This is a genomic window from Caenibius tardaugens NBRC 16725 (assembly GCF_003860345.1).
Lineage (GTDB): Bacteria > Pseudomonadota > Alphaproteobacteria > Sphingomonadales > Sphingomonadaceae > Caenibius > Caenibius tardaugens.
Genome location: NZ_CP034179.1, coordinates 1,896,443 through 1,921,792 on the forward strand (window position 1 = coordinate 1,896,443; position 25,350 = coordinate 1,921,792).

The following is a 25,350-nucleotide window of genomic DNA, read 5'->3' on the forward strand; positions in this document are numbered from 1 at the left end:
GTGCTCCCAAATGTTGCCGTTCGTGTTAGGGCGGGCAAAATTCTAGGGTGTGGGCGGACATGCGGCAAGCCTTTGCCACGCTTTAAGGATCGATTGCGGTGCCTTCGCTGCGAGGATCGGCTGCCCCTGTCCATTTCCCGTTTTCAAACAGGGCTGTATTCGCTTTCAGCGGCATATTGCGGGGGGTGACTGTGTGGCCCAGATCGCGCAATGCGGGGATCATCGCCTCTAGCGCGCTGCCTTGTTCCACAAAAACAGTGTCACCCGGTGCGAACAGCACCGGCAGGGCAAGGGTTTGTTCCGCGGTGAGTTTCCAGTCGATGGCACCGATGATCGCCCGTACCACTTGCGCCGGAATGGTGGCGCCGCCCGCAGCGCCGACAGCCATGAAAAGCCTGCCGTCGGGGCTGTAGATGACAGTCGGCGCCATGGAACTGCGGGGGCGCTTGCCGCCCTCCACCCGATTGGCCACAGGCCGGCCATCCGCTTGCGGCGTAAAGCTGAAATCGGTCAGTTCGTTGTTGAGATAGTAGCCATCGATAACGATGCCCGACCCGAACGAGCCTTCGATCGTCGAGGTATAGCTGATCGCCGTACCATCCCGGTCGATCACCACGAAATGGGAGGTGCCGGATTCCGCGCCTGATGCGCCTTTCCCATAGGCGACGACCGCACCGGCCGGGGTTCCCGGCAGCGCTTGGGCCATGGTTTTCGTGGGCGCGATCAACCGTGCGCGGTCGGCAAGGTATGCGGGATCGGTCAGCCCGGCCACGGGTACCGAAACGAAATCGCTATCCCCGAGATAGCGTTCGCGATCCGCATAGGCGAGCCGCATGGATTCGGCGATCAGATGCCATGCAATAGGTGATCGGGGGCCAAGCGCGCCCAGATCGAACCCTTCCAGTTGCTTCAACGTGGCGAAAACCGTGGTCGCGCCGGAGGATGGGGGCCCCATTCCGCATATGCGATAGGCACGATAGGTGCCGCAGACGGCTGCGCGGGGCACGGCGCGATAACGGGCAATGTCCTGCCCGGTCATGGCCCTTGTATGGGGGGTCGCGGCGGCCACGCGTGTGGCAATGGTCTGCGCGTTATCGCCACTGTAGAAGGCCTTGGCACCATCACCGGCGATCCGTTCCAGCACTGTCGCCAACGCGGGATTTTTGACACGCGTTCCCGCAGGCAAGGGTTCGCCCTGTTCGTTGAAAAACAGGGCCCGGCCCTGGGCATCGGCCGCGGCCCTATCGCGGGCCTGATCGAGATATTCGTGCATGCGCGGGCTGATTACAAAGCCGTCACGCGCCAGTGCGATGGCAGGCGCGAACAGGGCGGCCCAGGGCAGTTTGCCATGCTGGCGATGCGCTTCTTGCGCCAGTTGCACATTGCCCGGCACCCCCACGCTCAAACCCGAGAGCACTGCCTGATTGAACGACACCGGCTTGCCCGCCGGATCGAGAAACCATTCCGGCGTGGCGGCGCGGGGTGCGGTTTCGCGCCCGTCGATCGTTTCGACCGAACCATCCGCCGCGCCGCGCACATAGAATCCGCCGCCGCCTATGCCCGAACTTTGCGGTTCGACCACAGTCAGCGCCAGCATGACCGCAATGGCCGCGTCGGTGGAACTGCCCCCTTGCTTCAGTATCGCTGCACCGGCGGCCGCGGCGCGCGGGTCAGCCGCGCTGACAAGGCCGGTGTCGATTGGCGCCGCGTGCGCGACAGGGGCCGCCGGTTCCGCAGGGACTGTGGCGCAGGCCCCCAGCACAAGCGGCAGCGTGAATGCAGCCAATGCATGACGGAACGGTGTGCGCATTCTGTTCAGTCCTGTTCTGTCCCCACGGCATCGGCGATGGAGGAAAAACCATCGCGGCGCATGCAGGTTTCCAGCCCTGTCACAATGGCCCGCGCAATGCCCGGCCCTTCGTAGACCATGGCGCTGTACAACTGCACCAGACTGGCCCCGGCCCGAATGCGGGCCCAGGCGTCTTCAGCCGTGGCGATCCCGCCAACGCCGATGAGCGGGATTGCCCCGCCGGTGGCCTTGCGGAAATCGCGCAGGCGCTGTTGCGCCAGATCGCGCAGGGGCGCGCCCGACAGGCCGCCGGTTTCGTCGCGCTGCGGTGCCGCCAGCGGGGGGCGGGAAATGGTGGTATTGGACACGATTAACGCGCCCAGACCCTTATCCATGGCAATCCGGGCGATCGCGTCGATATCCGCTGCCTCCAGATCGGGTGCGACTTTCAGGAAAACTGGTGGGCCATCCGCCCCGCATGTTTCGGCCCGCGCATCAAGCACCGCATCCAGCAGCCCGGTCAAGGCGCTTTCATCCTGCAGCGCGCGCAGGCCGGGGGTGTTCGGGCTGGAGATATTGACGGCAAGATAGCTGGCCAGAGGCGCCATGATCCGGGTCATCGTGGCGTAATCCGCGACGCGATCGGCCGCGTCCTTGTTCGCCCCGATATTGATGCCGACGATTCCGCCCCGGTGTTGGCGTGCGGCCAGTCGCTCTGCCGCAGGCCGCGCACCGCCATTGTTGAAACCCATGCGATTGATGACGGCGCGATCCTCTGTCAGGCGGAACAGGCGCGGCTTGGGATTCCCTGCCTGTGCCAGCGGCGTGATCGAGCCGACTTCGGCAAAACCGAAGCCAAGGCCAAGCAGGGCATCCGGAACTTCCCCATCCTTGTCGAAGCCCGCCGCCATGCCCAACGGATTGGGGAAGGTCAGCCCTGCGACGCGGGTGACCAGAGGCCCGGTTGCGCTGGCAGGTGCGCGAGAAGGCAGGAGTTTCAGTGCGCCGATAGCCATGCGATGCGCCTGTTCGGGCGTGAAACTGTAGATGAGCGGGCGCAGAAGAGGGAACAACATCGGCTGCCTATGGCAAAGGGGGAATAACCTGTCGATGCCCTGAACGCCGATGCGCAAAGGGTCAGGGTGAGGTCAAAACGCGTTGAGTTGCTTTGGAAATTTCTCATTCTGGGTGATTTTGTCGTTTTTTTACAAGCCTATCGGCGCAAACTCCCATAATCCGGACATGCGACCCGAAGGGCTCGATGCTTTGCAACGAGTTCCTCAACTTCAAGGCGGTCCTCTCAGGAGGGCCGCCTTTTTTCTTTTCCGCACAGATGCGCGTGCGGGTTGCCGATTCTTTCATTGAAAACGCCCGGCACCGCTCCTAGGTGAAACCGGAACGAATCAGTCTTATTTCGCTGGAGCCCGTGTCTCATGCGCCTTTCGAGCATGGCCGACTATGCCGTTGTCACGATGAGCGCCGCCGCGCGCCATTGCGGCGGTGCGCGTGTTTCCGCCGCGCAGCTGGCATTGGAGACGGGTTTGCCCGCGCCAACGGTGCAGAAACTGGTCAGCCGGCTAACGGCGGCGGGCCTGTTGCGCTCGGTCCGCGGGGCCGGTGGCGGGTTGCAACTCGCGCGTCCGGCGGCGGCGATTAGCCTTGCCGATATTGTGGAGGCGGTCGAAGGACCTATTGCGCTTGCCACCTGTCTCGAACAGGGGCGGCATGATTGCGCGTTGGAACCATGCTGTTCCGTGCGCCCGCATTGGCCGGCGGTGAATGAGGCGTTGCGGGGTGCACTGGCACAAGTGCCACTGACGCGCCTCGCGCAGATGGAAGTTGTCGCATGACGGATGAACTCAAGGACTGGCAGGCCCGTGAAGCCGCCGCGAAAGTGGCCGATTACGAACACGGCTGGTCCGCTGATATCGAACAGGAATTCGCACCCAAGGGCCTCAATGAGGATACGGTGCGCTTCATTTCGGGCAAAAAGAACGAGCCGGAATGGATGCTGGAATGGCGCCTGAAGGCGTTCCGCATGTGGCAGGACATGAAAGAGCCTGAATGGGCCAAGCTCAATATCCCGCCCATCGATTATCAGGATGCCTACTACTACGCCGCGCCCAAGGTGAAGAAGGAACTGGCCAGCCTCGACGAGGTTGATCCCGAGATTCTGCGGGTTTACGAAAAGCTGGGCATCCCGCTGGAAGAGCAGAAAGTGCTCGCCGGGGTCGAAGGCGCGCGCAAGGTTGCGGTCGATGCCGTGTTCGACAGCGTTTCGGTGGCCACCACCTTCCGCGAGGAATTGCAGAAGGCCGGGGTTATCTTCCTGTCGATCAGCGAGGCGATCCGCGAATACCCCGATCTCGTGAAGAAGTGGCTGGGCAAGGTCGTGCCGATGCACGACAACTATTTTGCTGCACTCAATTGCGCGGTCTTTTCCGACGGGACATTCGTCTACATCCCCGAAGGGGTGCGTTGCCCGATGGAGCTTTCCACCTATTTCCGGATCAATGCGGAAAATACGGGCCAGTTCGAACGGACGCTGATCGTCGCCGACAAGGGCAGCTATGTCAGCTATCTTGAAGGGTGCACCGCGCCGCAGCGCGATGAGAACCAGCTGCATGCGGCCGTGGTGGAACTGGTCGCGCTGGACGATGCCGAAATCAAGTACTCGACCGTGCAGAACTGGTATCCGGGCGATGCCGAAGGCAAGGGCGGGATCTACAATTTCGTCACCAAGCGGGCGCTGTGTCAGGGCGCGCGCAGCAAGGTCAGCTGGACGCAGGTCGAAACCGGCAGTGCCATCACCTGGAAATACCCCAGCTGCGTGCTGAACGGCGTGGATTCGGTGGGGGAATTCTATTCGGTTGCCGTCACCAACAATTACCAGCAGGCCGATACCGGGACCAAGATGATCCACAATGGCGCAGGCAGCCGTTCGACGATCATTTCCAAGGGGATCAGTGCGGGCAAGAGCAACAACACCTATCGCGGGCTGGTGCGGGTTGCTGGCAATGCCGATGGCGTGCGCAATTTCACCCAGTGCGATTCCCTGCTGCTGGGCGACCGGTGCGGGGCGCATACGGTGCCCTATATCGAGGTTAAGAATCCCAGCGCCCAGATCGAGCATGAGGCGACGACCAGCAAGATCAGCGATGACCAGTTGTTCTACGCGATGCAGCGTGGATTGGGTCAGGAAGAGGCGGTTGCCCTGATCGTCAATGGATTTGCCAAGGAAGTGTTGCAGCAATTGCCTATGGAATTCGCGGTCGAGGCGCAGAAACTTCTCGGAATCAGCCTGGAAGGGAGCGTGGGATGACCGAACGCCCCAAACTGACTCTCGGCATCAAGGCCGGGGCCGAAGAAGCGACGGCGGCGGTCGACAAGACCCGCGGCTGGAATATTTCGGCTGCCCGCGCGGAAAAGTTGAAAGAACAGGCCCGCGACATGCGCCGCAACCCCAGCGAAGCGCAGGCGCTGCTGTGGGAACGTCTGAAAGATAAAAAATGCGGCGGTTTTTCCTTCACCCGGCAAGTGGTGATGGGCTCGGCGATTGTCGATTTCGCCTGTCGTTCGCGCTGGCTTGTGGTGGAAACCGGTGCGGCCAGCGACGCCGACGTGGCGCTGGCGGAACTGAGCGATCGCAAGCTGACCGAAGTGGGCGTGCGGGTACTGCGTTTCACCGACGATCAGATACTGGCCGATATCGATGGCGTGGTGTCGCAGATTGCGGCGGAACTGGAAAAGCCTTTCGAAAAACCGGGCGGATCTGCACGGCGTAGCCATGGCGATCGCCCTGCCCGTCCCGGCCCGCGCGGCGATCGGCCCGGAGGCGGGCATCGTCCGGGTGGCAGGACCTATGGTGATCGGTCCGGAAACGACCGCTCATGGGGTGATCGCAGGGATGGTGATCGGCGCGGCGATGGCCGACGTGATGGTGGCGGTGATGGTAGACGACCGCGCTCGGACCGTTTCCCGGGACAAGGGCGGGGAACCGCGCGACGGGATGATTGAACTCTCACGCTGCATCCATCGCACGCAGCGTTGAACGCATATTCGAACGAAAAGACGAACTAACCATGCTGACCATTTCGAACCTGCACGCCACAGTGGCCGACAAGCCGATCCTCAAGGGGCTTTCGCTCGAGGTGAAACCGGGTGAAATCCACGCGATCATGGGCCCTAATGGCGCGGGCAAATCCACGCTGGGCTACACGCTGGGCGGACGCCCGGGCTACGAGGTGACCGGCGGGTCGGTCGATTTCCTCGGGCAGGATCTGCTGGCGCTGGAACCGCATGAACGTGCGGCGGCGGGGCTGTTTCTCGGTTTCCAGTATCCGGTCGAGATTCCCGGTGTGTCGTTCGTGCAGTTCCTGCGTGAAGCCTTGAATGCCCAGCGCAAGACGCGTGGCGAAGCCCCGCTGTCAGGCGGGGAATTCCTCAAGCTGGCGCGGGAAAAGGCCGGGCTGCTCAAGCTCGACATGGATATGCTGAAGCGTCCCGTGAACGTGGGCTTTTCCGGCGGGGAGAAGAAACGCGCCGAAATGGTCCAGATGGGCATTCTCGATCCGAAATTCGCTGTGCTCGACGAAACCGACAGCGGCCTCGATATCGATGCGCTGCGGATTGTCGGCGAAGGGATCAACAGCATCATGCGCCGTCCGGACAAGGCGGTTCTGCTGATCACGCACTATCAGCGCCTGCTCGATTACGTGAAACCCGATGTGGTGCACGTGCTGGCTGGTGGCCGTATCGTGAAATCGGGTGGGCCGGAACTGGCGCTCGAACTGGAACGCGAAGGCTACGAAGCGGTGGCGCAAGAGGCGGCTGCGTGAGCGAACTCGCCTCTCCCCCCCCTGCCCGCCCGACAAACCGGGATGAGGATTGGCGTTATGCCGATTCCGGCTTCCTCGCACAGGCCGATCTGACGGACCTGACGGAATGGGCCGACCTGCGCGTTGCCCCGGGCGAAACCGTGCGCGATTACCGCGTGCTGCCCCGCGATGCCGAAGGGGAAAGCCTGGTCGAACGGGTGCGTGTGCATGTTGGTAAGGGCGGCCGGTTCGAACTGGCCGTGGTCAACGCTGCCGGGCCTTATGCCCGGTTCGAAGCCGAAGTGACGCTGGCCGAAGGCGCGCATTTCGAATTCGGCGGGGTGACGATCGGTGGCGATGCCAAAGTGCAGGAATTCGTCACCCGGGTCATCCACGCCGAACCCGAAGCGACATCGCAGCAGGTTGTGCGGGCGGTGCAATGGGGCCGGGCCACGGGCAATTTCCTTGGCCGGGTCGAAGTGGTGCGCGATGCGCAGAAAACCGATGCGGGGCAGAATTTTCGTGCGATCCTGCTGGAAAAGGGTGCTTCGGCCAATGCCAAACCGGAACTGGAAATCTACGCGGACGATGTGAAATGCGCCCATGGCACGGCCATCGGCGCGTTGGATCAGCAGGCCGGGTTCTACATGGCCTCGCGCGGGATTCCGCCCGAAGTCGCGCGCAAACTGCTGGTCCGGGCGTTCATTGCCGATGCCTTTGAAGGGGTGTCGGACGAGACCGAACAGACCCGCCTGCTCGACATGGCGCTGTTCGCGCTGGAGGAAGCGGCACTGTGACCACTGATACGCTCACCCGCAGGATGGACTTTCCCGGCCTTGTCACGGCAGCGGGTAAGCCCTGGCACTATCTCGATAGCGGCGCCACCGCCCAGAAACCGCACGCGGTGCTGGACGCCACGGATCGTGCGATGGGCGCGGATTACGCGACCGTGCATCGCGGGGTCTATGCCCGTTCTGCCGAAATGACGCTGGCGTTCGAAGCCGCGCGCCGCACCATTGCGGGCTTTATCGGCGGTCAGGAAGACGAACTGGTCTTTACCCGTGGCGCGACCGAGGCGATCAATCTGGTTGCTGCGACATGGGGCGTCGAAAACCTCCGCGCGGGCGACCGGATTTTGCTGTCGGTGCTGGAACACCATTCGAATATCGTGCCCTGGCAGTTGCTGCGGGACAGGACGGGCGTTGCGATCGACGTTTGCCCGCTGACCCCGGATGGGCAGATCGATCTCGATGCGGCGGAACGGATGCTGACGCCGCAGCATAAGCTGGTGGCTTTTGCCCACGTGTCCAATGTCCTGGGATCGGTCCTCGATGCGCGCCGCGCGGCGGATCTGGCCCATGGTGTGGGGGCGAAATTCCTGCTCGACGGGTGCCAGGCCGTGCCGCGCATGACTGTCGATGTCGCCGCGCTCGATTGCGATTTCTACGCCTTTTCCGCGCACAAGCTCTATGGTCCGACCGGGATCGGTGCCTTGTGGGCGCGCAAGGATATTCTCGCCGCGATGCCGCCCTATCAGGGCGGTGGGTCGATGATCGACCGGGTGACGTTCGAACGCACCACTTATGCCCCCGCCCCGCAGCGGTTCGAGGCGGGAACGCCCGCCATTGTCGAGGCGATCGCCTTTGCCGCCGCCGTCGATTATGTTTCGGCCATCGGGCTGAACGTGATCGAACAGCACGAACATGCGCTGGTGGCGCGGCTGCGCGATGCCTTGCGCGGGATGAACGATGTGACCCTGTTCGGGCCGGACCATTCCGCCGGGATCGTCAGCTTTGCGATGGATGGCGTGCATCCGCACGATCTCGGCACGATTCTGGATGAAGAAAACGTGGCGATCCGTGCCGGGCACCATTGTGCCCAGCCGCTGATGGATCATCTCGGCGTTCCGGCGACGGCACGGGCCAGTTTCGGCCTTTACAGCGATGACAGCGATATCGATGCCCTGCTGCGCGGCATCGAACGCACCAGGAGAATCTTCGGATGAGTGACGAGCCCGAAAAGTTCGCGATCGAGGAAGTGGACGGCGTGGAGCCGCCGCGCCGCGCCCGCGTGGAAGACGTTGTGGAAGCCGCCCCGGCGGCGCACAAGCCGGACTATCTTGAAGGCTTCCTCAAGGAAAAGCCGCAGGGGATCGCCCCCGGTGAACCCGGTGGGACGCTCTATGAAGGGGTGATTGCGGCATTGCGGGATATCTTCGATCCCGAAATACCGGTTAACATCTACGATCTCGGTCTTATCTATGGTGTGGACGTGTCCAGCGATGGCGATGCCAAAGTGATCATGACGCTGACCACACCGCACTGCCCGGTTGCCGAAAGCATGCCGGGCGAGGTGGAATTGCGGGTCGGGGCGGTTCCCGGCATTCGTGATGCGGAAGTCAACATCGTCTGGGATCCGCCGTGGGACCCGTCCAAGATGAGCGACGATGCGAAGCTCGAACTGGGAATGTTGTAATGACCGAAACCAAAGTCCGCGCCCGCCCCGCCGCTGTCATCCTGACGGCATCGGCCGAGCAGCGCATTGCCGATCTCATGGCGCAGGCGCCTGAAGGCACGATCGGGGTGAAGCTTTCCACTCCGCGGCGCGGTTGTTCGGGGCTCGCCTATTCGGTCGACTATGTGGATCAGGCCAATCCCATGGATGAAAAGATCGAAACGCCCGGTGGCACGTTCTTTATCGATGGTGCCAGCGTGCTTTATCTGATCGGCAGCACGATGGACTGGGTCGAAGACGATTTCACCGCAGGCTTCATCTTCCAGAACCCCAATGCCAAGGGCAGTTGCGGTTGCGGGGAGAGCTTTACCGTCTGAACCCCGGCGGGCATTCGGGTGCGGCCGGTCTCAGCGCCGCCGCAGCGCCGCCACACACGATACCCGGTCCACATCCTGCCCATCGCTGGCGCGCCGCGTATCGACATAGGTGGCCTGCGGCTCCTCCCCCTTCTTCGGGGGATAGAGATAGACATCCAGCACACAGGCTTGGCCGCTGAACTGCAGTTTGCGCGCGTCGCCTTCCTTCACATCCAGCCGGGGCTTGCCGAACTGTTGCGCCAACCCCTGCGTGGTTTGCCCGATAATACCTTCCAGCCCGGGCAGGTTCATGGCGTGCGCCGGACGCCATGTCTGCGCGGGCGGCGGCGGTGTCGTTGGCGGGACACGCCCCGCGCCCGTTGTGGGGCGAGTCTGCTGTTGCGGTGCTGTGCTGGCGCAAGCAGCCAGTAGCGGAAACAGCGCAAGAGAAAGGATAAATCGGGGCGACATCTTGGCACTTTCAGTCATTGCAGGGGGATGTGCGGCGGCAAGGATCGCAAGTCAACGCAGGAGAACGGTGATGCGCGGATAAGCGCTCCCCTGTCTTGGCCTCTGCGGGATGAACCGCTAAGCGCCGCACAGGCACAGTTTGGAACAGGAATTCTCATGTCCGCACCCCGTTACGACGTTCTCGCCATCGGCAACGCCATTGTAGATGTGATGTCTCCTTGTGCGGATGATCTGATCGAGGAATTGGGCATGGCGCGCGGTGGGATGACTCTGATCGACACTGCGCGGGCGCATGAACTCTATGACGCGATGGGCCCTGCGCGTGAGGTTTCGGGTGGGTCCGCCGCCAATACGCTGGCGGGGCTTTCCGCGCTGGGGCTGCAATGCGCGTTTATCGGGCAGGTTGCACAGGATCAGCTGGGCGAAGTTTTCGCGCACGATATCCGCGCGGTGGGGATCGATTTCGATACGCCGGCGCGTGTGGCGGATGCATCGACCGGGCGCTGCCTGATTTTCGTCAGCCCCGATGGGCAGCGCACGATGAACACCTATCTCGGCGCATCGCAGTTCCTTCCTGCGGCCGCGCTGGACGATGCAACGGTGGCCAGCGCCGCCGTGCTCTATCTCGAAGGGTATCTGTGGGATCCGGAAGAGCCGCGCGCGGCGATGAAGAAGGCGATCGCCGCGGCGCGCAATGCCGGGCGCAAGGTTGCCTTCACCCTGTCCGATGCTTTTGTGATTTCCCGGCATGGCGATGATTTCCGGGCGCTGATCGAAGCGGGGCAGATCGATATCCTGTTTGCCAATGCTGCGGAACTGGCGGCGCTGACGGGTGAGGATGATTTTGAGGCCGGTCTGGCCGCGCTCGCGCCCAGTGTGCCGGTGCTGGTGGTCACCCGCAGCGAACATGGGGCCGTTGCGGTTAGCGGCGGTGCGCGTGTGGAAGTTGCGGCGGAACCCGTGGACGCTGTCGTCGACACGACGGGCGCGGGTGATCTGTTCGCGGCCGGTTTCCTTGCCGGGCATGTGCGCGGCGCGAGCCTGCAGCAGAGCCTGGCCATGGGCGCAGTGGCGGCGGGCGAAATCATTTCGCACTATGGCGCCCGGCCGGAAGCGGATCTCAAGGCGCTGATGGCCCAGCGGTTCGGTTGATATTTACGCGGGCCGGGGCAGCCTGATCGCAAGCCCCGGTCACGACGATGCTCAATCCGGGGTCTGCTCGCGCGCCACTTCGCGCCAGCCGATATCGCGGCGGCAGAAACCGTCAGCGAAATCGAGCGCATCCACCGCAGCGTAGGCGGCGGCTTGTGCCTGCGTGACATTGTCGCCCAGCGCCGTGACATTGAGAACGCGCCCCCCGCTCGACTGCAGCGTGCCGTCCGCGCCCAGTACGGTGCCTGCGTGGAACACTTTCGCGCCCGTGGCCTCTGCCGCATCGATGCCAGCGATCCGCCCGCCCTTCTTGGGCGTGCCGGGGTATCCGTCGGCGGCCATGACCACGGTCAACGCTGTCTCGGGGGAGAAACGCGGCGCAGGCAGGGCGGCCAGCCGGTTATCGGCACAGGCCAGCAACAATTCGCCCAGATCGCCTTCGTACCGCATCATCAGCACCTGGCATTCGGGATCGCCGAAGCGGGCGTTGTATTCGATCAGTTTCGGCCCTTCCACCGTCAGCATCAGCCCGGCATAGAGGACGCCGGAGTACGAGGTGCCCTCGTTGGTCATGGCATGGACGGTGGGGCCGATAATCCGCTGGATCACTTCGGCCTCCAGAACCGGGGTCAGGACGGGTGCGGGGCTGTAGGCGCCCATGCCACCCGTGTTCGGGCCGGTATCGCCTTCGCCCACCCGCTTGTGATCCTGCGCACTGCCGAACGGCATGATTGTGGCGCCGTCGGTGATGGCGAAAAAGCTCGCTTCCTCGCCGGTCATGAATTCCTCGATCACCACCTCTGCACCGGCATCGCCGAACGCGCCGCCGAACATGTCGGCCAGCGCCTCTTCCGCTTCGGCACGGGTTTCGGCGATCACCACGCCCTTGCCCGCAGCCAGCCCATCAGCCTTGAGCACATAGGGTGCGGCAAAGCGATCGAGCGCGTCTGTGGCTTCGGCCAGCGAACGGGTGCGGACATAGCCCGCCGTGGGGATGCCCGCGCGTTCGCACAGGTCCTTGGTGAAGCCTTTGCTGCCTTCGAGCTGCGCGGCGGCCTGCGAAGGCCCGAATACCGAAATCAACCGGGCACGGAGCGAATCGGCCAGCCCGTCGACCAGCGGGGCTTCCGGCCCGATCACCACCAGCCCGATGCGGTTTTCGTCACAAAACCGGGCCACCGCCTCGTGATCCGTAAGGTCGAGAGCGACCAGTTCGGCATGTTGCGCAATTCCGGGATTGCCCGGTGTGGCGTAGAGTGTACCGGCGCCGTCTGCCAACAGGCGGGATTGCGCCAGCTTCCAAGCCAGCGCATGTTCGCGACCGCCCGAACCTGCCAAGAGGATATTCATGCCCGATCCCTTCGATGACCCTGATAACACAAATGGGGTTGCCCCCGGAAACGGGGACGCTGCCGGGCTGGTAGCGAAGGGTGCGCCCGGGGACAACGCTGCGCCGCTCTCGGTCAGCGAAATATCTGCGCTGCTCAAACGTACGGTGGAGGACCGGTTTGGTTTCGTCCGTCTGCGCGGGGAACTGTCAGGTGTGAAACGGGCGGCTTCGGGGCATCTTTATTGCAGCCTCAAGGACGCCAATGCCCGGATCGACGGGGTGATGTGGCGGGGCAGCACACAACGTCTGGCATTCCACCCGGAAGACGGCCTTGAAGTGATCGCCAGCGGCAAGCTCACCACGTATCCGGGGCGATCCTCCTACCAGATCGTGATCGAACGGATGGAGATCGCGGGCGAAGGTGCCCTGCTGGCGCTGCTGGAGAAGACCAAGGCCCGGCTGGAAGCCGAAGGGCTGTTCGCGCCGCAGCGCAAGCGCGCCCTGCCCTATCTCCCCCGTGTCATTGGGGTGGTGACCTCCCCGACAGGGGCCGTGATTCGCGACATCTTGCATCGGCTGGCCGATCGTTTCCCCAGCCACGTACTTGTCTGGCCGGTCCTGGTGCAGGGGCAAGGCGCGGCGGAACAGGTGGCAACGGCGGTGCGCGGTTTCTCGGGCATGGCGCCCGGCGGCGCTATCCCCCGGCCGGATCTGGTGATTGTCGCGCGCGGCGGCGGCTCGATTGAGGATTTGTGGAGTTTCAACGAGGAAGTCGTCGTCCGGGCCATTGCCGAATCGACGATTCCGACCATTTCCGCAGTCGGGCACGAAACGGATACGACACTGGCGGATTATGCGGCGGACCGCCGTGCGCCAACCCCCACGGCTGCTGCGGAAATGGCAGTCCCGGTGCGGGTGGAGCTGGCCGCGCTGCTGGACGAACTGGCGCTGCGCCAAAAGCGCGCGATTATGCGGCCGGTCAGTCTCGGGCGGGAACGGCTGGATGCGCGCGTGCGGCACCTGCCCCGGCCCGAAGTCTTGCTGGCATCGCAGGTGCAGAAACTGGATGATCTGTCGGAACGGTTGCGCCGGGGGCTGGCCGATCGCACCGTGCGCGAACGCGAACGGCTGCAGGAACGCGTGCGGCACCTGTCGCCCGCCGTGCTGCGTGCGCGGTTTGACAGGGCGGCGCATGGTCTGGACAGTGTCCGTCTTACGCCCGCCCTGCTGACCCAACGTATCGCAACACAGCGCGAAAAGCTGGTGGCGCTGGACCGGCTGGCGCAGCAGCTTCACCCTGATCGCCCGCTGCAACGCGGCTATGTGCGGGTGATGGACAGCAGTGGCAAAACGCTGACCGATCGGGCGGAAGCGGCCGAACGGCAGGCGCTGGTCCTCAAGTTTCGTGATGGCACGCTTGATGTCACGCCTGTGGGCAAGACGCCGCCCCGCCCTGCGTCTGCCCGGGCAAAACCACGATCCGCCGAATCGGGGGAACAGCCCAAATTGCTTTGATCCCGGCGCTTTGGTAGGATGACGTCATGTTGATGACTTCCCCAGATTCCGTCGCCAAACTGCAATACGGGCCCAGCGATTTTCGCGTGCTGAAACCCGGCAGTCACGTCCTTTGTGCCGTTACTGGCGAGGCGATCCCGCTGGAAGCGCTGCGGTACTGGAGTGCGCGGCATCAGGAAGCATACGTTTCAGCCGAAGTGGCAACGCGGCGTCTGCTGGATCAGGCGTGACCGCGCGCTTCTGGACTGTGGCAGCCGCCTGTGGGGCTGCGGTCTTTGCACTGCTTGTCGCCTGCGTCGCGCCCGCGCGGGATGATCGGGGGGCGATCCCCCCGCAGACAGGAAAGGCGTCCCCTCGCCCGCAACCTGCGACCACGCGGCCCGCAACGCCGCCCGGCCCGGAAGAGTTCAGGTATTCGGGCGAACTGACCCAGGGGGGCTGGATTCGCGGCACGGTGCCGGGTGGTACCGTGCGGCTCACGCTGGACGGGCGCGAACAGCCCTTGTTGACGGATGGCGCGTTCTTCGTGGCATTCGATCGCGATTCGGGCGCGTCTGCCATGCTTTCCGCCGAGCTGCGCGATGGCAGGCGCATCGATCGCCGCCTGACGGTTTCTCCGCGCGCGTGGCGGATCGAACATATCAATGCCGCGCGTCGACCCGGTGGCGCGACAGAGGCGTTCATGAAGATCAGGGAACCGGAACTGGCCCGGATCAATGCGGCCCGTGCGGTGAAGGCGCAAAGCGACGGCTGGCGCCAGAAATTCATCTGGCCGGCGAAAGGGCGCCTGTCCGGCTTGTTCGGTTCGCAGCGGATCTATCGCGGGGAACCGGGCGCCTATCATAGCGGGCTGGACGTGGCGGGCGCCACGGGCACTCCGTTTGTCGCTCCGGCTGACGGAGTGGTCATCCTTGCGGCGGACAAGCCCTTCTCGCTCGAGGGGAATCTGCTGATGATCGACCACGGCAACGGGTTGAACAGCGCCTTTCTGCATTGCTCCGCCATTCTCGTGCGCGAAGGCGAACGGGTGAAGCAGGGGCAGGTGATCGGCAAGATTGGCGCCACCGGGCGCGCCACCGGGCCGCATTTGCACTGGGGAATGAAATGGGGCGATGCCCGTCTCGATCCGCTGTTGTTCACAGGCCCCATGCGCTGACGCTTGCGGGCACAGCGACCGTATGACAGCAGCGGGGTGATGTCATTCTTCCGCCGCGCCGCGCTTGTCCTGTTCTGTTGCCTGATACTGGTGCTTACCTGGGGGCGCGGTGCGATGGCGCCTGCCAATCAGGACCCGCGTGTGGTCTTCGTACCGCTTGCCATCGCGGGACTGCCCGCGCCGGGCCCCGATCTTGCTCTCGAAGCGGCATGGGAACTACGCGGCACGGGCTATGATTTCGGTGGCTATTCCGGGCTGGTCCCGTTGGGCGATGGCGGGTTCCTCGCCATCAGCGATCGTGGGCGTTATCTGCGCTTTGCCGATCCGTCTGAGGCCGATCCCCAACCGCGCATGGGCTGGTTCCTGATGGAACGCAACGATGACAAGCGCGAAGTTGACAGTGAGTCGCTGACCCGTGACCCGGAAACCGGCACTTTGTGGACCGGGTACGAACAGAGCAATGCGATTGTCCGGGGCGATGCACAGGGCGGCAATCCGCAAAGCGTACGGCCTGCCGCCATGCGCGATTGGCCGTCGAACGGCGGGCCCGAAGCGATGGTGCGACTGGCGGACGGGCGTTTTATCGTTTTGTCCGAATCGCGGGAGGGCTGGTTTGCGGCCAAAGGCCCGGCCCTGCTATTCCCGTCCGATCCAGTGGCCGGTGCAGAGCCGACAGGGTTTCATTTCGCACCGCCGTCCGGCTATCGCCCGACGGATATGGCGCAATTGCCCGATGGCAGGGTGCTGATCCTGTTGCGGCGGGTCAGTCTGGGGGGATTCACTGGCAAGATCGTGCTGGCCGATCCTGCCGCGATTCGCGAAGGGGGCGTGTGGAAAGGGAAAGTCGTGGCGGACTTGCGCCCACCCTTGCCGACGGACAATTATGAAGGTCTGGCGATCGAGCCCACCAATGATGGCGGGGCATGGGTCTGGGTTATTTCAGACGACAATGCCATGATTCTGCAGCGCACGCTTCTGCTGAAGCTGCACTGGAAGCCGGAGGAGCAGGACGCGAAAAAGCTACCCGCGGAAAGCGGGCACGCAAAAAAGGCGAGCGGACAGGCCGCACGCCCCTTGCAGCTTTTGCAGTAACGCAGCTTTCGCGATAACGGCCCCGAAGGGCCGCCTCACTCAGGCAGCGGCCTGAGCTTTCACGATTTCACGCTTCACCTTGAGGGCGCGCGTGGAAAGCTTCGTATCCGAGGTTTTCAGCAGCCAGTTATCGAGGCCACCGTTGTGTTCCACCGAACGCAGGCCATGCGTGCTGACGCGGAACTTGAAGCTGCGATCCAGCTTTTCCGACAGAAGCGTGACGTTCTGCAGGTTGGGCAGGAAGACGCGCTTGGTCTTGTTGTTGGCGTGGCTCACATTGTGGCCGATCTGGCGGCCCTTGCCGGTCAGTTCGCAAATGCGCGACATGGAAATCTCTCGTTTCGAAATGCTGGGGGTTACCCCGGAAGGTGGCGCGCATAACTGGCGTCAGGCGAATCGTCAAGCAAATCGGCGGCATTGCGCCTGCGTGATTGCCGGTTTAGCCCGTGATCCATGAATCGCTGGCCTTTACCCGATCCCATGGCCGCCGCTCTGGCGCAGGCTGAAGCCGCTGCGCACGCCGGGGAAGTGCCCGTGGGGGCCGTGGTGGTCAAGGATGGGCAGATCATCGCCAGCGCTCATAACGCGCCGCGTACTCTGCGCGACCCCACCGCCCATGCAGAAATGCTGGCGATTCGCCGCGCGGCAGAGGCGCTGGGCGATGAGCGGCTTGATGGATGCGAACTGTGGGTGACGCTGGAACCCTGCGCGATGTGCGCCGGGGCGATTACCCATGCGCGGATCGCCCGGCTTTATTATGGCGCGTCCGATCCCAAAGGCGGGGCGGTGGAACAGGGCGCGCGCGTGTTTGAACAGAAGCAGTGCCTGCATCGCCCCGAAGTCTATTCCGGCATGGGAGAGGCGGAGGCGGCGCACTTGCTGCGCGCGTTTTTCCATGCGCGGCGGGGTTAACGTCCGCGCCAGATTTTCGCCCGTGCCGAATCGCGCGCGCCATACTGAGTCGGGGCGCATCGGGCGGGCATGAAATTCTTGTCGTAACACAGGCGGATTTCCTGCAACCAGCCCCGCGCATTGAGCTGCACACCCACCTGTTCCGGTTTCCAGTCGGGGTTTCTGGCGGTGAAAGCCTGACGGATCGAACCGGCATTGCGATTTTCCTGCCGGGACAGGCGATCAAGATCGGGCAGGCGCAGCGAATCCCACAGAATCTGGCTGACCTTGAAGTAGGCTTCGGGATGGCGCGTCATGCAACTGCCGTGTTTGGCCCATTCGTGTGCCATCAGCCGTGCCGATGGCATGGTGCAGAGATGCTGGCGAACCAGTGCAGGCGATGGCGCGCGCGGTGTGGGGCACCATTGCGGCCAGCGCCCGTTGCCCCCTTCGGGCCACAGGCCGTGGAGTATCAGACCGAATCGGCCGTTCTGACCCGAACATTGCACCGCGTCGCCCGCGTGTGTCTCCTTGCCCTTGCAGTGTTCCGGCGACCAGCTGAGCGCCAGTGTGTAACCGGTGACGGGCATGGAGCGTGCAGGCCCGTCGGGGGTGATCCGGGGCACGGCAATCGGCTTGTCGGGCACGCGACATTGATAAGCCTGTGCCTGTGCCGTACCGGCAGAAAGCGCCAATCCGGCCATCGTGGCTGTCAGATATGCGGTGCGCATCGCCTGTGCGTATTGCTTTAGCGGAAGATGTCGGAATCGGGGCCGCCCTGCCCCCGCGATGCGAACCAGGCCCTGGCATCGTCCCTGAACAGCAGGGCAAGCGCGATCACCTGCAAGGCAGTGATCAGCAGCGAAACCGCCATGGGCAATGTGCCCAGTTTCGCCAGCTGTTGCAGGGCGGGAATGATCGCCAGCACACCGATCCCGGTCAGCGCGATCAGTATCCATTTCGCCACGTTGCTGGCGCGGCGGGATATGAAGTACCAGAGCAGTAAGGGAATGGCGAAACCGACTGTGGTTGTGAACAGGAGGAAACCCATACCGAAACCGGCCTGCGCGGCAGCCGGATCGGCGCGTATTAATGCCAGGTTGGCTTCGAAGGACATGGCGGTGTTGATCACGCCCAATACGAGCGAACCGAGAAATAACCCGTCAAACAGGACAATCGAACGTGGCCGCATGACCTTCCCCAAATACCCGTGCGGCGCAGCATGGCGCAAATGCCGGTATCGTGCAAACCGTTCTAGAGCGGGGTGAAATCCAGCCCGATATCGGCGGCGGGGGCGCTTTGCGTCAGGCGTCCGACCGAGACATAGGTTACCCCCGTTGCGGCCTTGGGGCCGATGGTTTCGAAATTGATTCCGCCCGATGCCTCTGTCGGTACACGGCCAGCGACCAATATCACCGCTTCGCGCAAGGTTGGCACGTCCATATTGTCGAGCAGAAGGTGGCTCGCGCCTGCGGACAGCGCGGGTTCGATCTGGTCGATCCGGTCCACTTCGCAGATCACGTTGGCGACCCCGGCATCGCGCGCGCGGCGTACGGCCTCCGCAACGCCGCCCGCCACCAGCACGTGATTGTCCTTGATCATCGCGGCATCCCACAGGCCCATGCGGTGGTTCTGTGCGCCGCCCATGCGGGTGGCGTACTTTTCCAGATGGCGCAGGCCGGGAATGGTTTTGCGCGTGTCGAGCAACACGCAATCGGTATCGCCCATCGCGGCGACATAGGCCTGCGTCATGGTGGCGATGCCGGATAAGTGCTGCACGGTGTTGAGCGCGCTGCGTTCCGCGGTCAGCATGGCCCGGGCATTGCCCGACAGGTGCATCAGGTTGGTCCCGGCGGGCACTGCGGCCCCTTCCTCAACCAGAATGGCGATATCCATGGCCGGGTCGAGTGCGCGGAAGAACGCCGCGGCAATGGGCAGCCCGGCCACGACAATGGCATCGCGGCTGTCCATAACCCCGGAAAACCGGGCGTCCGCGGGGATAACGCTTTCGGCCGTCACATCCCGTCCGCCGCCCGGTAGCCCTTCGCCAAGATCTTCGGCCAGAATGTCACGAACGAAGGCATCGAGATCGAAGCCTGCGATATCAAAAGCCATATACACTCCCGTTCGGCTGCGCTCGCCATGACTCTGCTTTAAGGTCGGCCTGCGTTAAAGCCGGAACCTGTCCAGACAGGAAAAACAGCCCGTCGGCAAGCGCGGGACGGCCTCAGCACGAACGGGAATGGGTTTAATGGACGAAGCGGGCCACGACGTCGCGGTAGGAACGGCTCACTTTCACTTGCGCGCCGCTTTCCAGCACGAGGAAGCATTCGCCATTGGTGTGCGGTTTGACCTGGCGCACCTGATCGAGATTGACGATCGTCGAACGATGGACGCGCTGGAACATGCGTGGATCGAGCCGCCGTTCGAGATCCTTCATCGTTTCGCGTAGGATCAGCGAATTGTCGCCGGTGTAGATGCACATGTAATCGCCGGCGGCCTCGATATGCTCGATCGAATCGACATCGACGCGGAAGATCTGGCCGCGATCCTTGACGTTGATCAGCTTTTCGTAGCGATTGGTGGTGTCTTCCTGTTCGGGCAGGCTGTCCACGGCATCGGGGGCGACTTCGGACAACACGTTCTTTAGCTTTTCGGCTTCGTCGGCAGAACGTTTGTCGGCCATGCGCTGACGGACGCGTTCGATCGTATCGGCCAGTTTGTCCACGTCGACCGGCTTCATCAGGTAATTGACGGCATTTGCCTCGAACGCGCGAATGGCGTGTTCTTCATAGGCTGTGACGAAGACGAACAGCGGCGGTTCGATTTCCATCACGCCTTTGACAACGGAAAAACCGTCAAAACCCGGCATCTGGATATCGAGGAAGACAAGATCCGGCTTTTCGGTCTTGATCTTGCGGATGGCTTCGCGGCCATTCGAGCAGGTGTCGATGATTTCGACATCGGGGAAGGCTTCGAGGCGCAATTGCAGGCCCTGAATAGCCAGCTTTTCGTCATCGACGAGAATGGTGCGGATTGTCATGCGTTGGTTCCGAGCGGTCGTTTGTCGGGAAGGGCGGCTGCGACAGCTGCTGTGGCAGGCTGGGGGACCGGTGCCGGTTCCAGCGCCTTGGCGGACTCATAGGGAATCTCGATAATAACGGTAAAACCTCCCTCAGGCGGGGTGCGAATTTCGAAACGATGTTCGTCACCATAAGCCTGCGTGAGTCGATCCCGGATATTGGGCAGGCCAACCCCGGTTGATTCCCCGGCGCCGGTAACGACGCCTGGATAAGTCGGGCGAAGCTCCCGATTTTGCAATCCCGGCCCGGTATCGGAGACGGTAACCCGAAGCCTTTGGCCGACGAGTTGCGCTGAAATCGTGATTCTGGCCCCTTCTTCCTGAGGCGAAACCGCATATTTGATCGCATTTTCGACCAGTGGTTGCAGCAATAGCGACGGCAAAAGCGCGTCTTCTGCATCGTCCGCAATGCGGAACTCGGTGCGCAACCGTTCCTCGAAACGCATCAGTTCGATATCGAGATAGAGCTTGAGAGCCTCCACTTCCTGTTGGACGGTAACCTTGCTCCCCGCTTCGTTGATCAGCGTGTGCCGCAGGAACGATGACAACCGCATCAGCATGGCATTGGCCGGTTCGGTCTGCTTCAGCAGCACGAGCGTGGAGATGGAATTGAGTGTGTTGAACAGGAAGTGCGGATTCAGCTGATAGCGCAGCATGGCCAGCTGTGCGCTGGTCGCCTGCGCTTCGAGCCGCAGCATCTGATCGGCCTGTTCCTCGATCTGCACGTAGAAGTTGATCGCGTAATACAACGCCGACCATGCCCCCAGCAGAGTCAGGTCGATATAGAACACGCCCACGAACAACTGGGCGAAGCTGGCTTCGCTGTTGACCTGATAGAGGCTGATGACCCAGCCGTTGATAAAGGCCGAAACGCTCACCGCCCCGGCCAGGGCAATACCGGTCAGGCCCCAGGTCACCAGCGGGCGGCGATGGATCAACTGGCGGTAGATGACCGAAAGCACGAGGCTGATCGAAAAGCCGGTAATCGTGGCGATCAGCACCAGCAGCAGGAACGAGAGCGGCTTTTCATTGGCCACTGTGGTCATGGCGCGCAGCACCATGGCCCCGCCCCAGCCAGCGATCTGCAAGTGCCAGAATGCGCGGTTCTTGTTGGCGAAGAAAGGTGTCGGACGAAGGGGCAGCACGGCCATAACCGAACCCTTTAGCCGATTTCGCGCATTACGTCAGACCTTTTGCACGTTCTGCCGGGTATATTCCGGCATCTGTGGCGTGATCGGCACGCCTGCTCTCATTCTTCCTTTTTGCCCGCCAGCGCCTCGACCAGCACATCGCGGCTCACCGCACCGGAAAAGGCCTGTTCTCCGACCACCCAGCTTGGCGTGCCGTTGAACTGGAGCCGTTCGGCGATGGCCGTATTGCGGGCCAGTTCGGTTTCGACGGCCTTCGACGTTGCGATCTTTTCCGCGCGCGCCATATCCAGCCCTGCCTTCTGTGCGGCTGCGGTAATACTGGAAGGGGACGGCGGGCCCAGTTCGTACATGGCGTGATGGAACGCGGCATAGCGTCCCTGTTCAGCGGCGGCGAGCCCCATACGGGCGGCGGCGGCGCTCTGTTCCGACAGGATCGGCAGTTCGCGGATCACGACTTTGACCTGCGGGTCGCTGGCGATCAGGGCATCCACTTCGGCAACGCTGTGGCGGCAGTAACTGCAGGCGAAATCGCTGAATTCGACCACGACTTTCGACCCGTTGGGATTGCCCAGCACAGCCCCGGGGAACGGTGCGGTCACTTGCGCGCGAATGGGGGCAAGCCGTGCCGCCACCTCGCGCGCCTGCAGGCGATTCATCGCTTCGGGTAGGATTTCCGGGTGGTCCAGAATATAGGCGCGCACGGTTGCTTCCGTGCCCGGTCGCGTCAATCCGGTCCAGGATGCGGCATAACCGCCCGCAAAGCCCAATACCACGGTGCCCAGCGCGAAGAAAATAATCCGGGCGACGCCGGTCTTGGATGGTTCAGCCATTGCCCTCTGGTTCGCTCTTCTTCTTTTTCTTCTTCTTGTTCTTATCCATCTCGGCGCGCGCCTGCATGGTGATATCCTGCGCGCGCAACCAGTCCGGTGAACCGACTGGCAGACCGGTAAACGCAGCTTGCGCGTTCTGCAACGCTTCGGGGAAACGGCGTTCCATCACCTGCTGTTCGGCACTGGCCAGCCGGGCGCGGGGCATGTCGCCTTGCGCGGCATAGACTACGCCCAGCTGATACCACGCAAACGGGCTTTCCCGATCGCGGGTGACCGCCGCCTTGAGCACGCGTTCGGCTTCGGGGTAGTTCGCCGGGTCTTCCGTGGCGATCAGCGCGTGGCCGAAGATCGTTGCGATCAGCGGGTTGTTGCCGGTCAGCCGGTTGGCTTGCCGCAAGGCGGGCAAGGCCTGGCCCGGACGGCCCGATTCCAGCAGGATCTGACCTTCCAGTTCGAGGAAGTAGGGATTGTTCGGTTCTGCCGCGATCAGCGCGGCGGTTTCCACCAGCGCTTTGTTGATCAGCGCATCCTTGTGATAGGCATAGGCGCGCGCGTAATGCGCCGGGATGCTGTTATCCGTGGGGGGATAGACGCTCAGCGTCTTGGCCGGTTCGGCAAGATAGCCATAGAGCTTGGCCCGCACGCGTGTGAACCGTTCCTGCAGCGCGGGGTCAGTGGCCTTCGTCCACGCCGGGTCTTTTTCATAGGTTTCGCGCAGATTGGCGATGCGATCGCCGGTCAGGGGGTGCGTGCGGCTGAAACCGGCTTCGTCGCTCTGGCTGTAGCCGTAGCGAAATTCCTGGTTTTGCAGCTTCTTGAAGAATTCGAGCGATCCGCGCCCGGAAATGCCGGCTTTCGAGAGATATTCCGCACCAGCCGCGTCCGCCGAGGATTCCTGCGTGCGGGTGAAGGACAGAAATTTGCCCATTGCGGCCTGTTGCCCTGCGGCGAGGACGCCCATCGCGGCATCCGGCGCCCCGGCGGCGGCTGCGGCCAGCCCCAGCAACAGCGAAAGGATGGTGATGTTGGTGGCCGCTTTTGCGCCTTCGTCGAACCGGATGATGTGCCCGCCGGTGACATGGCCCAGTTCGTGGGCAATCACGCCCTGCACTTCGCCCGCATCGGTCGCCGCGTTGATCAGCCCGCTATGAATATAGACCGCCTGACCACCGGCGACGAAGGCGTTGATCGACGGATCATTGATCATGATGACCTCGACATTGCCCTTTTCCAGTCCGGCGGCTTTGACCAGAGGGGCGCTCATCTCCTGAAGCAAGGCTTCGGTTTCGGCGTCGCGCAGGATGGATTGCGCAGCCGCCTGTTGCACGGACAGCGTCACGGCAGCGGCAATCGCCAAAAGGCGGGGGAGCAGTCGGGCAGGCATGCGCATCGCTACCCTTGCTAGCGCGTTTGCTGCTGAACGGGAAATGAAGATACCCGAAACGGCGATTATTCGGGCCCGATGCGCCGATCAGATGACCGGATTATTCGACAAGCTTGCGCCCCGCGCGTTCAAGCAGGGCAATATCTTCCGGCACTTCGCCGAGGATAATGATCTCTCCGGTTTCCAAGCGGCGCACCATGATCAGGGCGAACTCGCTGCCGTCCGGTTCGATGGCCTCAAAGGCAATCGGTTCGAGCGCGCGCAGCTTCTGAACGAGCTTTTCCTGCGCAGTTTCCCCGTCGCCTTTGCCGCTTTCCGCGCGGCGTAGGTTGCGTTCGGTGGCCACCACGGCCTTTAGCCCGCCCTTGGCGGTGGAAAGGAAGGCGCCCAGTTCTCCGCGGGCAAGCCCCAGCCGGTGCCCATGGCTCAACGCCGTGGCATATTCCGTGAGACGGGTTTTGTCGTAGTCCGCGCCGAATACCAGTTTCACAACCGGTGTCATCGGTGCGCGGTCCTGTATCGTCAGGCCAGATTCCGCTGCCAGTTCGGCGAATTCTGCCGGAGCTTCGGTTGCGGCCAGCGAAAAGTCGTAGGCCTTGCCAATTGCGGCATAGAGCGCATGGCGTGTGCGATCTTCGCTGTTGCGCGCGGTTTCGGCCATTTGCCGCGCGGTCGCCAGCCAATCGCCCAGGCCCATATCGGTTTCATCGACTTCGGCGAAAGCGGCCCGACTTTCCTCGATGCCCTGATGGGCGTCGTCCGAATGGCTGTCTAGCAGTGCATCGACTGGCCCCGCTGATGGTGTCTGGCGATAACTGAAGGGGCCTTCATCGCCATAATAGCTATGCTCGTCCTCCTCATCGGAGTCGAGCAGCACGCTGTTGGCGAGCCGCGCCATCTCGCTGTCTTGCGGACCCGGTTCGCGCAGGCCCTTGGGCATAAGCATATCAGCCAGCGATGCAAATCCGTCGCTGCGGGGCTTTACACTCTGGCCGAATGACGGTTCCGGGAGGCCCTCGTGATAGGCGTCTTCATCGTCATCATCATCCAGCGGTGTGCCAAGATCGAGAATGTCGTCATCCGCAATGAGCGGGCGACTTTCGCTGCCATCCATCCCTTCTGCGGCCGGGCCATCGGCCCAGTCCGTCAGCGGCGCTTCGGCAACCAGAGGCAGAACGGCTGCATTATCGACATCAAGCGCCTGATCGATCTCCAGCAGCAGTTCGTCTGTCGCCAGAGAATCAGCCAGTTCTTTCCAGTTGATAACGCCGTAGATGAAATCGATCGTGTCGTTGTCACTGGAAAACGGCAGCAGAATCCCGCGATATAGGATCGTTATGCCGCGCTGGTTGATAAATTCCGCCTCGAAGCCGATGGGGGCCTGATTGGCGAGAATCTGCATGTAATGGTCGGTAATGCGCGAGAGGAGCGACCGGCTGGGGACATCGGACAGGCGCTCTATCTCGGCATCGGCACCGCATTCGCGGGCCAGTTCGCTGCCGAGAAATACGATGCCGGGGTTTTCTATGCCCGAGGTGAAATCGAGCAATACGCCGAACGGACCGAAATCGCCCAGGTTTTCCGGTCGGAGATCTTCAACCGGCGGGAAATTACGGTCGCCAAGAAGGCTTGCCCAGTGATTGTAGGCGCGCACTTGCATGCGGCGTTCGTCTTGCCCGATCGAAGCGGGCGGTGCTTCGCCGCTCATATCGTCCTCCGCCAGGCCATAGTCCTGCGTCCCGATGTCGGGGCCGTCTGCGAAGTGTCCCTCAAACTGTCCATCGTGGCAAAGTCCCCGCGTTCATTCGTCGGGTACATTCATGCCGTGGCATGGTAAATTATTCGTAAAAAGAGGTCGGGATGCCCGTAGTTTTGTGCAC

The 25,350-nt window shown here is 62.9% G+C and carries 27 protein-coding genes; 14 read left to right on the forward strand and 13 right to left on the reverse strand.

The genetic code is table 11. The features are described from left to right. Positions 1-82: 82 nt before the first annotated feature. Positions 83-1,810, reverse strand: a complete 1,728-nt coding sequence (gene ggt, locus EGO55_RS08725) for a gamma-glutamyltransferase (protein WP_021689807.1) — start codon at positions 1,808-1,810, stop codon at positions 83-85. Between the two features lie 5 nt (positions 1,811-1,815). Further along, the gene (locus EGO55_RS08730) at positions 1,816-2,865 is read right to left on the reverse strand and encodes a quinone-dependent dihydroorotate dehydrogenase (protein ID WP_021689806.1); all 1,050 of its coding nucleotides are present in this window, start codon (positions 2,863-2,865) and stop codon (positions 1,816-1,818) included. Positions 2,866-3,222: 357 nt separating this feature from the next. On the opposite strand from EGO55_RS08730, the gene EGO55_RS08735 reads away from it, so the two are divergent. The 8 genes from EGO55_RS08735 (at position 3,223) to EGO55_RS08770 (ending at position 9,437) form a co-directional block, all read left to right on the forward strand. Then, positions 3,223-3,639 (forward strand): RrF2 family transcriptional regulator, encoded by a 417-nt coding sequence (locus EGO55_RS08735; protein ID WP_021689805.1) that lies wholly within the window; start codon positions 3,223-3,225, stop codon positions 3,637-3,639. Next, positions 3,636-5,111 carry a Fe-S cluster assembly protein SufB gene (gene sufB / locus EGO55_RS08740; protein ID WP_021689804.1) on the forward strand — a complete coding sequence of 492 codons (1,476 nt, stop codon included), beginning with the start codon at positions 3,636-3,638 and terminating at the stop codon, positions 5,109-5,111. Before EGO55_RS08735 ends, sufB begins: the two co-directional genes overlap by 4 nt. After that, complete coding sequence (locus EGO55_RS08745) at positions 5,108-5,806, forward strand: endonuclease domain-containing protein (RefSeq protein ID WP_021689803.1); 699 nt, start codon at positions 5,108-5,110, stop codon at positions 5,804-5,806. Before sufB ends, EGO55_RS08745 begins: the two co-directional genes overlap by 4 nt. 65 nt (positions 5,807-5,871) lie before the next feature. Next, complete coding sequence (gene sufC, locus EGO55_RS08750; RefSeq protein ID WP_021689802.1) at positions 5,872-6,627, forward strand: Fe-S cluster assembly ATPase SufC; 756 nt, start codon at positions 5,872-5,874, stop codon at positions 6,625-6,627. Continuing rightward, on the forward strand, positions 6,624-7,403 hold the full coding sequence (locus EGO55_RS08755; protein WP_021689801.1) for a SufD family Fe-S cluster assembly protein: 780 nt from the start codon (positions 6,624-6,626) through the stop codon (positions 7,401-7,403). The genes sufC and EGO55_RS08755 overlap by 4 nt, the downstream gene beginning before the upstream one ends. 23 nt (positions 7,404-7,426) lie before the next feature. Next, positions 7,427-8,611 carry an aminotransferase class V-fold PLP-dependent enzyme gene (locus tag EGO55_RS08760; RefSeq protein WP_040715484.1) on the forward strand — a complete coding sequence of 395 codons (1,185 nt, stop codon included), beginning with the start codon at positions 7,427-7,429 and terminating at the stop codon, positions 8,609-8,611. Then, positions 8,608-9,081, forward strand: coding sequence for an SUF system Fe-S cluster assembly protein (locus EGO55_RS08765; RefSeq protein WP_021689799.1), 474 nt, complete (start codon positions 8,608-8,610; stop codon positions 9,079-9,081). The genes EGO55_RS08760 and EGO55_RS08765 overlap by 4 nt, the downstream gene beginning before the upstream one ends. Then, the gene (locus tag EGO55_RS08770) at positions 9,081-9,437 is read left to right on the forward strand and encodes a HesB/IscA family protein (RefSeq protein ID WP_021689798.1); all 357 of its coding nucleotides are present in this window, start codon (positions 9,081-9,083) and stop codon (positions 9,435-9,437) included. Before EGO55_RS08765 ends, EGO55_RS08770 begins: the two co-directional genes overlap by 1 nt. 30 nt (positions 9,438-9,467) lie before the next feature. Here EGO55_RS08770 and EGO55_RS08775 read toward each other — a convergent pair whose 3' ends face one another. Further along, positions 9,468-9,887 carry a hypothetical protein gene (locus EGO55_RS08775; protein ID WP_021689797.1) on the reverse strand — a complete coding sequence of 140 codons (420 nt, stop codon included), beginning with the start codon at positions 9,885-9,887 and terminating at the stop codon, positions 9,468-9,470. A gap of 156 nt (positions 9,888-10,043) precedes the next feature. Here EGO55_RS08775 and EGO55_RS08780 point away from each other — a divergent pair, with 156 nt between their 5' ends. Continuing rightward, the gene (locus tag EGO55_RS08780) at positions 10,044-11,039 is read left to right on the forward strand and encodes an adenosine kinase (protein WP_021689796.1); all 996 of its coding nucleotides are present in this window, start codon (positions 10,044-10,046) and stop codon (positions 11,037-11,039) included. Positions 11,040-11,090: 51 nt separating this feature from the next. Here the strand turns inward: EGO55_RS08780 and purD are convergent, their stop codons facing one another. Beyond that, complete coding sequence (gene purD / locus EGO55_RS08785; RefSeq protein WP_021689795.1) at positions 11,091-12,389, reverse strand: phosphoribosylamine--glycine ligase; 1,299 nt, start codon at positions 12,387-12,389, stop codon at positions 11,091-11,093. Between purD and xseA the strand changes: the two genes are divergently transcribed. Genes xseA through EGO55_RS08805 form a run of 4 tightly spaced genes read left to right on the forward strand, consistent with a single transcriptional unit; the run spans position 12,388 to position 16,132 of the window. Then, the gene (gene xseA / locus EGO55_RS08790) at positions 12,388-13,884 is read left to right on the forward strand and encodes an exodeoxyribonuclease VII large subunit (protein WP_021689794.1); all 1,497 of its coding nucleotides are present in this window, start codon (positions 12,388-12,390) and stop codon (positions 13,882-13,884) included. The two genes, purD and xseA, sit on opposite strands and share 2 nt — an antisense overlap. 26 nt (positions 13,885-13,910) lie before the next feature. Next, positions 13,911-14,114: a DUF2093 domain-containing protein gene (locus tag EGO55_RS08795; protein ID WP_021689793.1), complete on the forward strand. Its 204-nt coding sequence runs from the start codon at positions 13,911-13,913 to the stop codon at positions 14,112-14,114. Next, positions 14,111-15,040, forward strand: coding sequence for a M23 family metallopeptidase (locus tag EGO55_RS08800; RefSeq protein WP_021689792.1), 930 nt, complete (start codon positions 14,111-14,113; stop codon positions 15,038-15,040). Before EGO55_RS08795 ends, EGO55_RS08800 begins: the two co-directional genes overlap by 4 nt. A gap of 39 nt (positions 15,041-15,079) precedes the next feature. Next, positions 15,080-16,132 (forward strand): esterase-like activity of phytase family protein, encoded by a 1,053-nt coding sequence (locus EGO55_RS08805; RefSeq protein WP_021689791.1) that lies wholly within the window; start codon positions 15,080-15,082, stop codon positions 16,130-16,132. Positions 16,133-16,171: 39 nt separating this feature from the next. On the opposite strand, the gene rpmB is transcribed toward EGO55_RS08805, so the two are convergent. Beyond that, entirely contained in the window at positions 16,172-16,459 is a 288-nt protein-coding gene (rpmB, locus tag EGO55_RS08810; RefSeq protein ID WP_021689790.1) for a 50S ribosomal protein L28, read from the reverse strand. 126 nt (positions 16,460-16,585) lie between these two features. On the opposite strand from rpmB, the gene EGO55_RS08815 reads away from it, so the two are divergent. Continuing rightward, positions 16,586-17,044 carry a nucleoside deaminase gene (locus EGO55_RS08815; RefSeq protein WP_021689789.1) on the forward strand — a complete coding sequence of 153 codons (459 nt, stop codon included), beginning with the start codon at positions 16,586-16,588 and terminating at the stop codon, positions 17,042-17,044. On the opposite strand, the gene EGO55_RS08820 is transcribed toward EGO55_RS08815, so the two are convergent. From EGO55_RS08820 to EGO55_RS20950, 8 genes are all read right to left on the reverse strand, one after another. Then, a complete protein-coding gene (locus EGO55_RS08820) occupies positions 17,041-17,754 on the reverse strand; it encodes a ribonuclease T2 family protein (RefSeq protein WP_021689788.1) in 714 nt (237 codons plus the stop codon). The genes EGO55_RS08815 and EGO55_RS08820 overlap by 4 nt on opposite strands. 17 nt (positions 17,755-17,771) lie before the next feature. After that, positions 17,772-18,215: a hypothetical protein gene (locus EGO55_RS08825; protein WP_021689787.1), complete on the reverse strand. Its 444-nt coding sequence runs from the start codon at positions 18,213-18,215 to the stop codon at positions 17,772-17,774. A 62-nt stretch (positions 18,216-18,277) separates the two neighbouring features. Further along, positions 18,278-19,138 (reverse strand): carboxylating nicotinate-nucleotide diphosphorylase, encoded by an 861-nt coding sequence (gene nadC, locus EGO55_RS08830; RefSeq protein ID WP_021689786.1) that lies wholly within the window; start codon positions 19,136-19,138, stop codon positions 18,278-18,280. Between the two features lie 133 nt (positions 19,139-19,271). After that, entirely contained in the window at positions 19,272-20,066 is a 795-nt protein-coding gene (locus tag EGO55_RS08835) for a LytR/AlgR family response regulator transcription factor (RefSeq protein ID WP_021689785.1), read from the reverse strand. Continuing rightward, complete coding sequence (locus EGO55_RS08840) at positions 20,063-21,256, reverse strand: sensor histidine kinase (protein ID WP_021689784.1); 1,194 nt, start codon at positions 21,254-21,256, stop codon at positions 20,063-20,065. The genes EGO55_RS08835 and EGO55_RS08840 overlap by 4 nt, the downstream gene beginning before the upstream one ends. Before the next feature lie 98 nt (positions 21,257-21,354). Further along, positions 21,355-22,086: a DsbA family protein gene (locus tag EGO55_RS08845; RefSeq protein ID WP_021689783.1), complete on the reverse strand. Its 732-nt coding sequence runs from the start codon at positions 22,084-22,086 to the stop codon at positions 21,355-21,357. After that, positions 22,079-23,470: a M48 family metalloprotease gene (locus EGO55_RS08850; protein ID WP_040715471.1), complete on the reverse strand. Its 1,392-nt coding sequence runs from the start codon at positions 23,468-23,470 to the stop codon at positions 22,079-22,081. The genes EGO55_RS08845 and EGO55_RS08850 overlap by 8 nt, the downstream gene beginning before the upstream one ends. Before the next feature lie 100 nt (positions 23,471-23,570). Further along, positions 23,571-25,178, reverse strand: a complete 1,608-nt coding sequence (locus EGO55_RS20950; protein WP_210766683.1) for a PAS domain-containing protein — start codon at positions 25,176-25,178, stop codon at positions 23,571-23,573. Between the last annotated feature and the right edge of the window lie 172 nt (positions 25,179-25,350).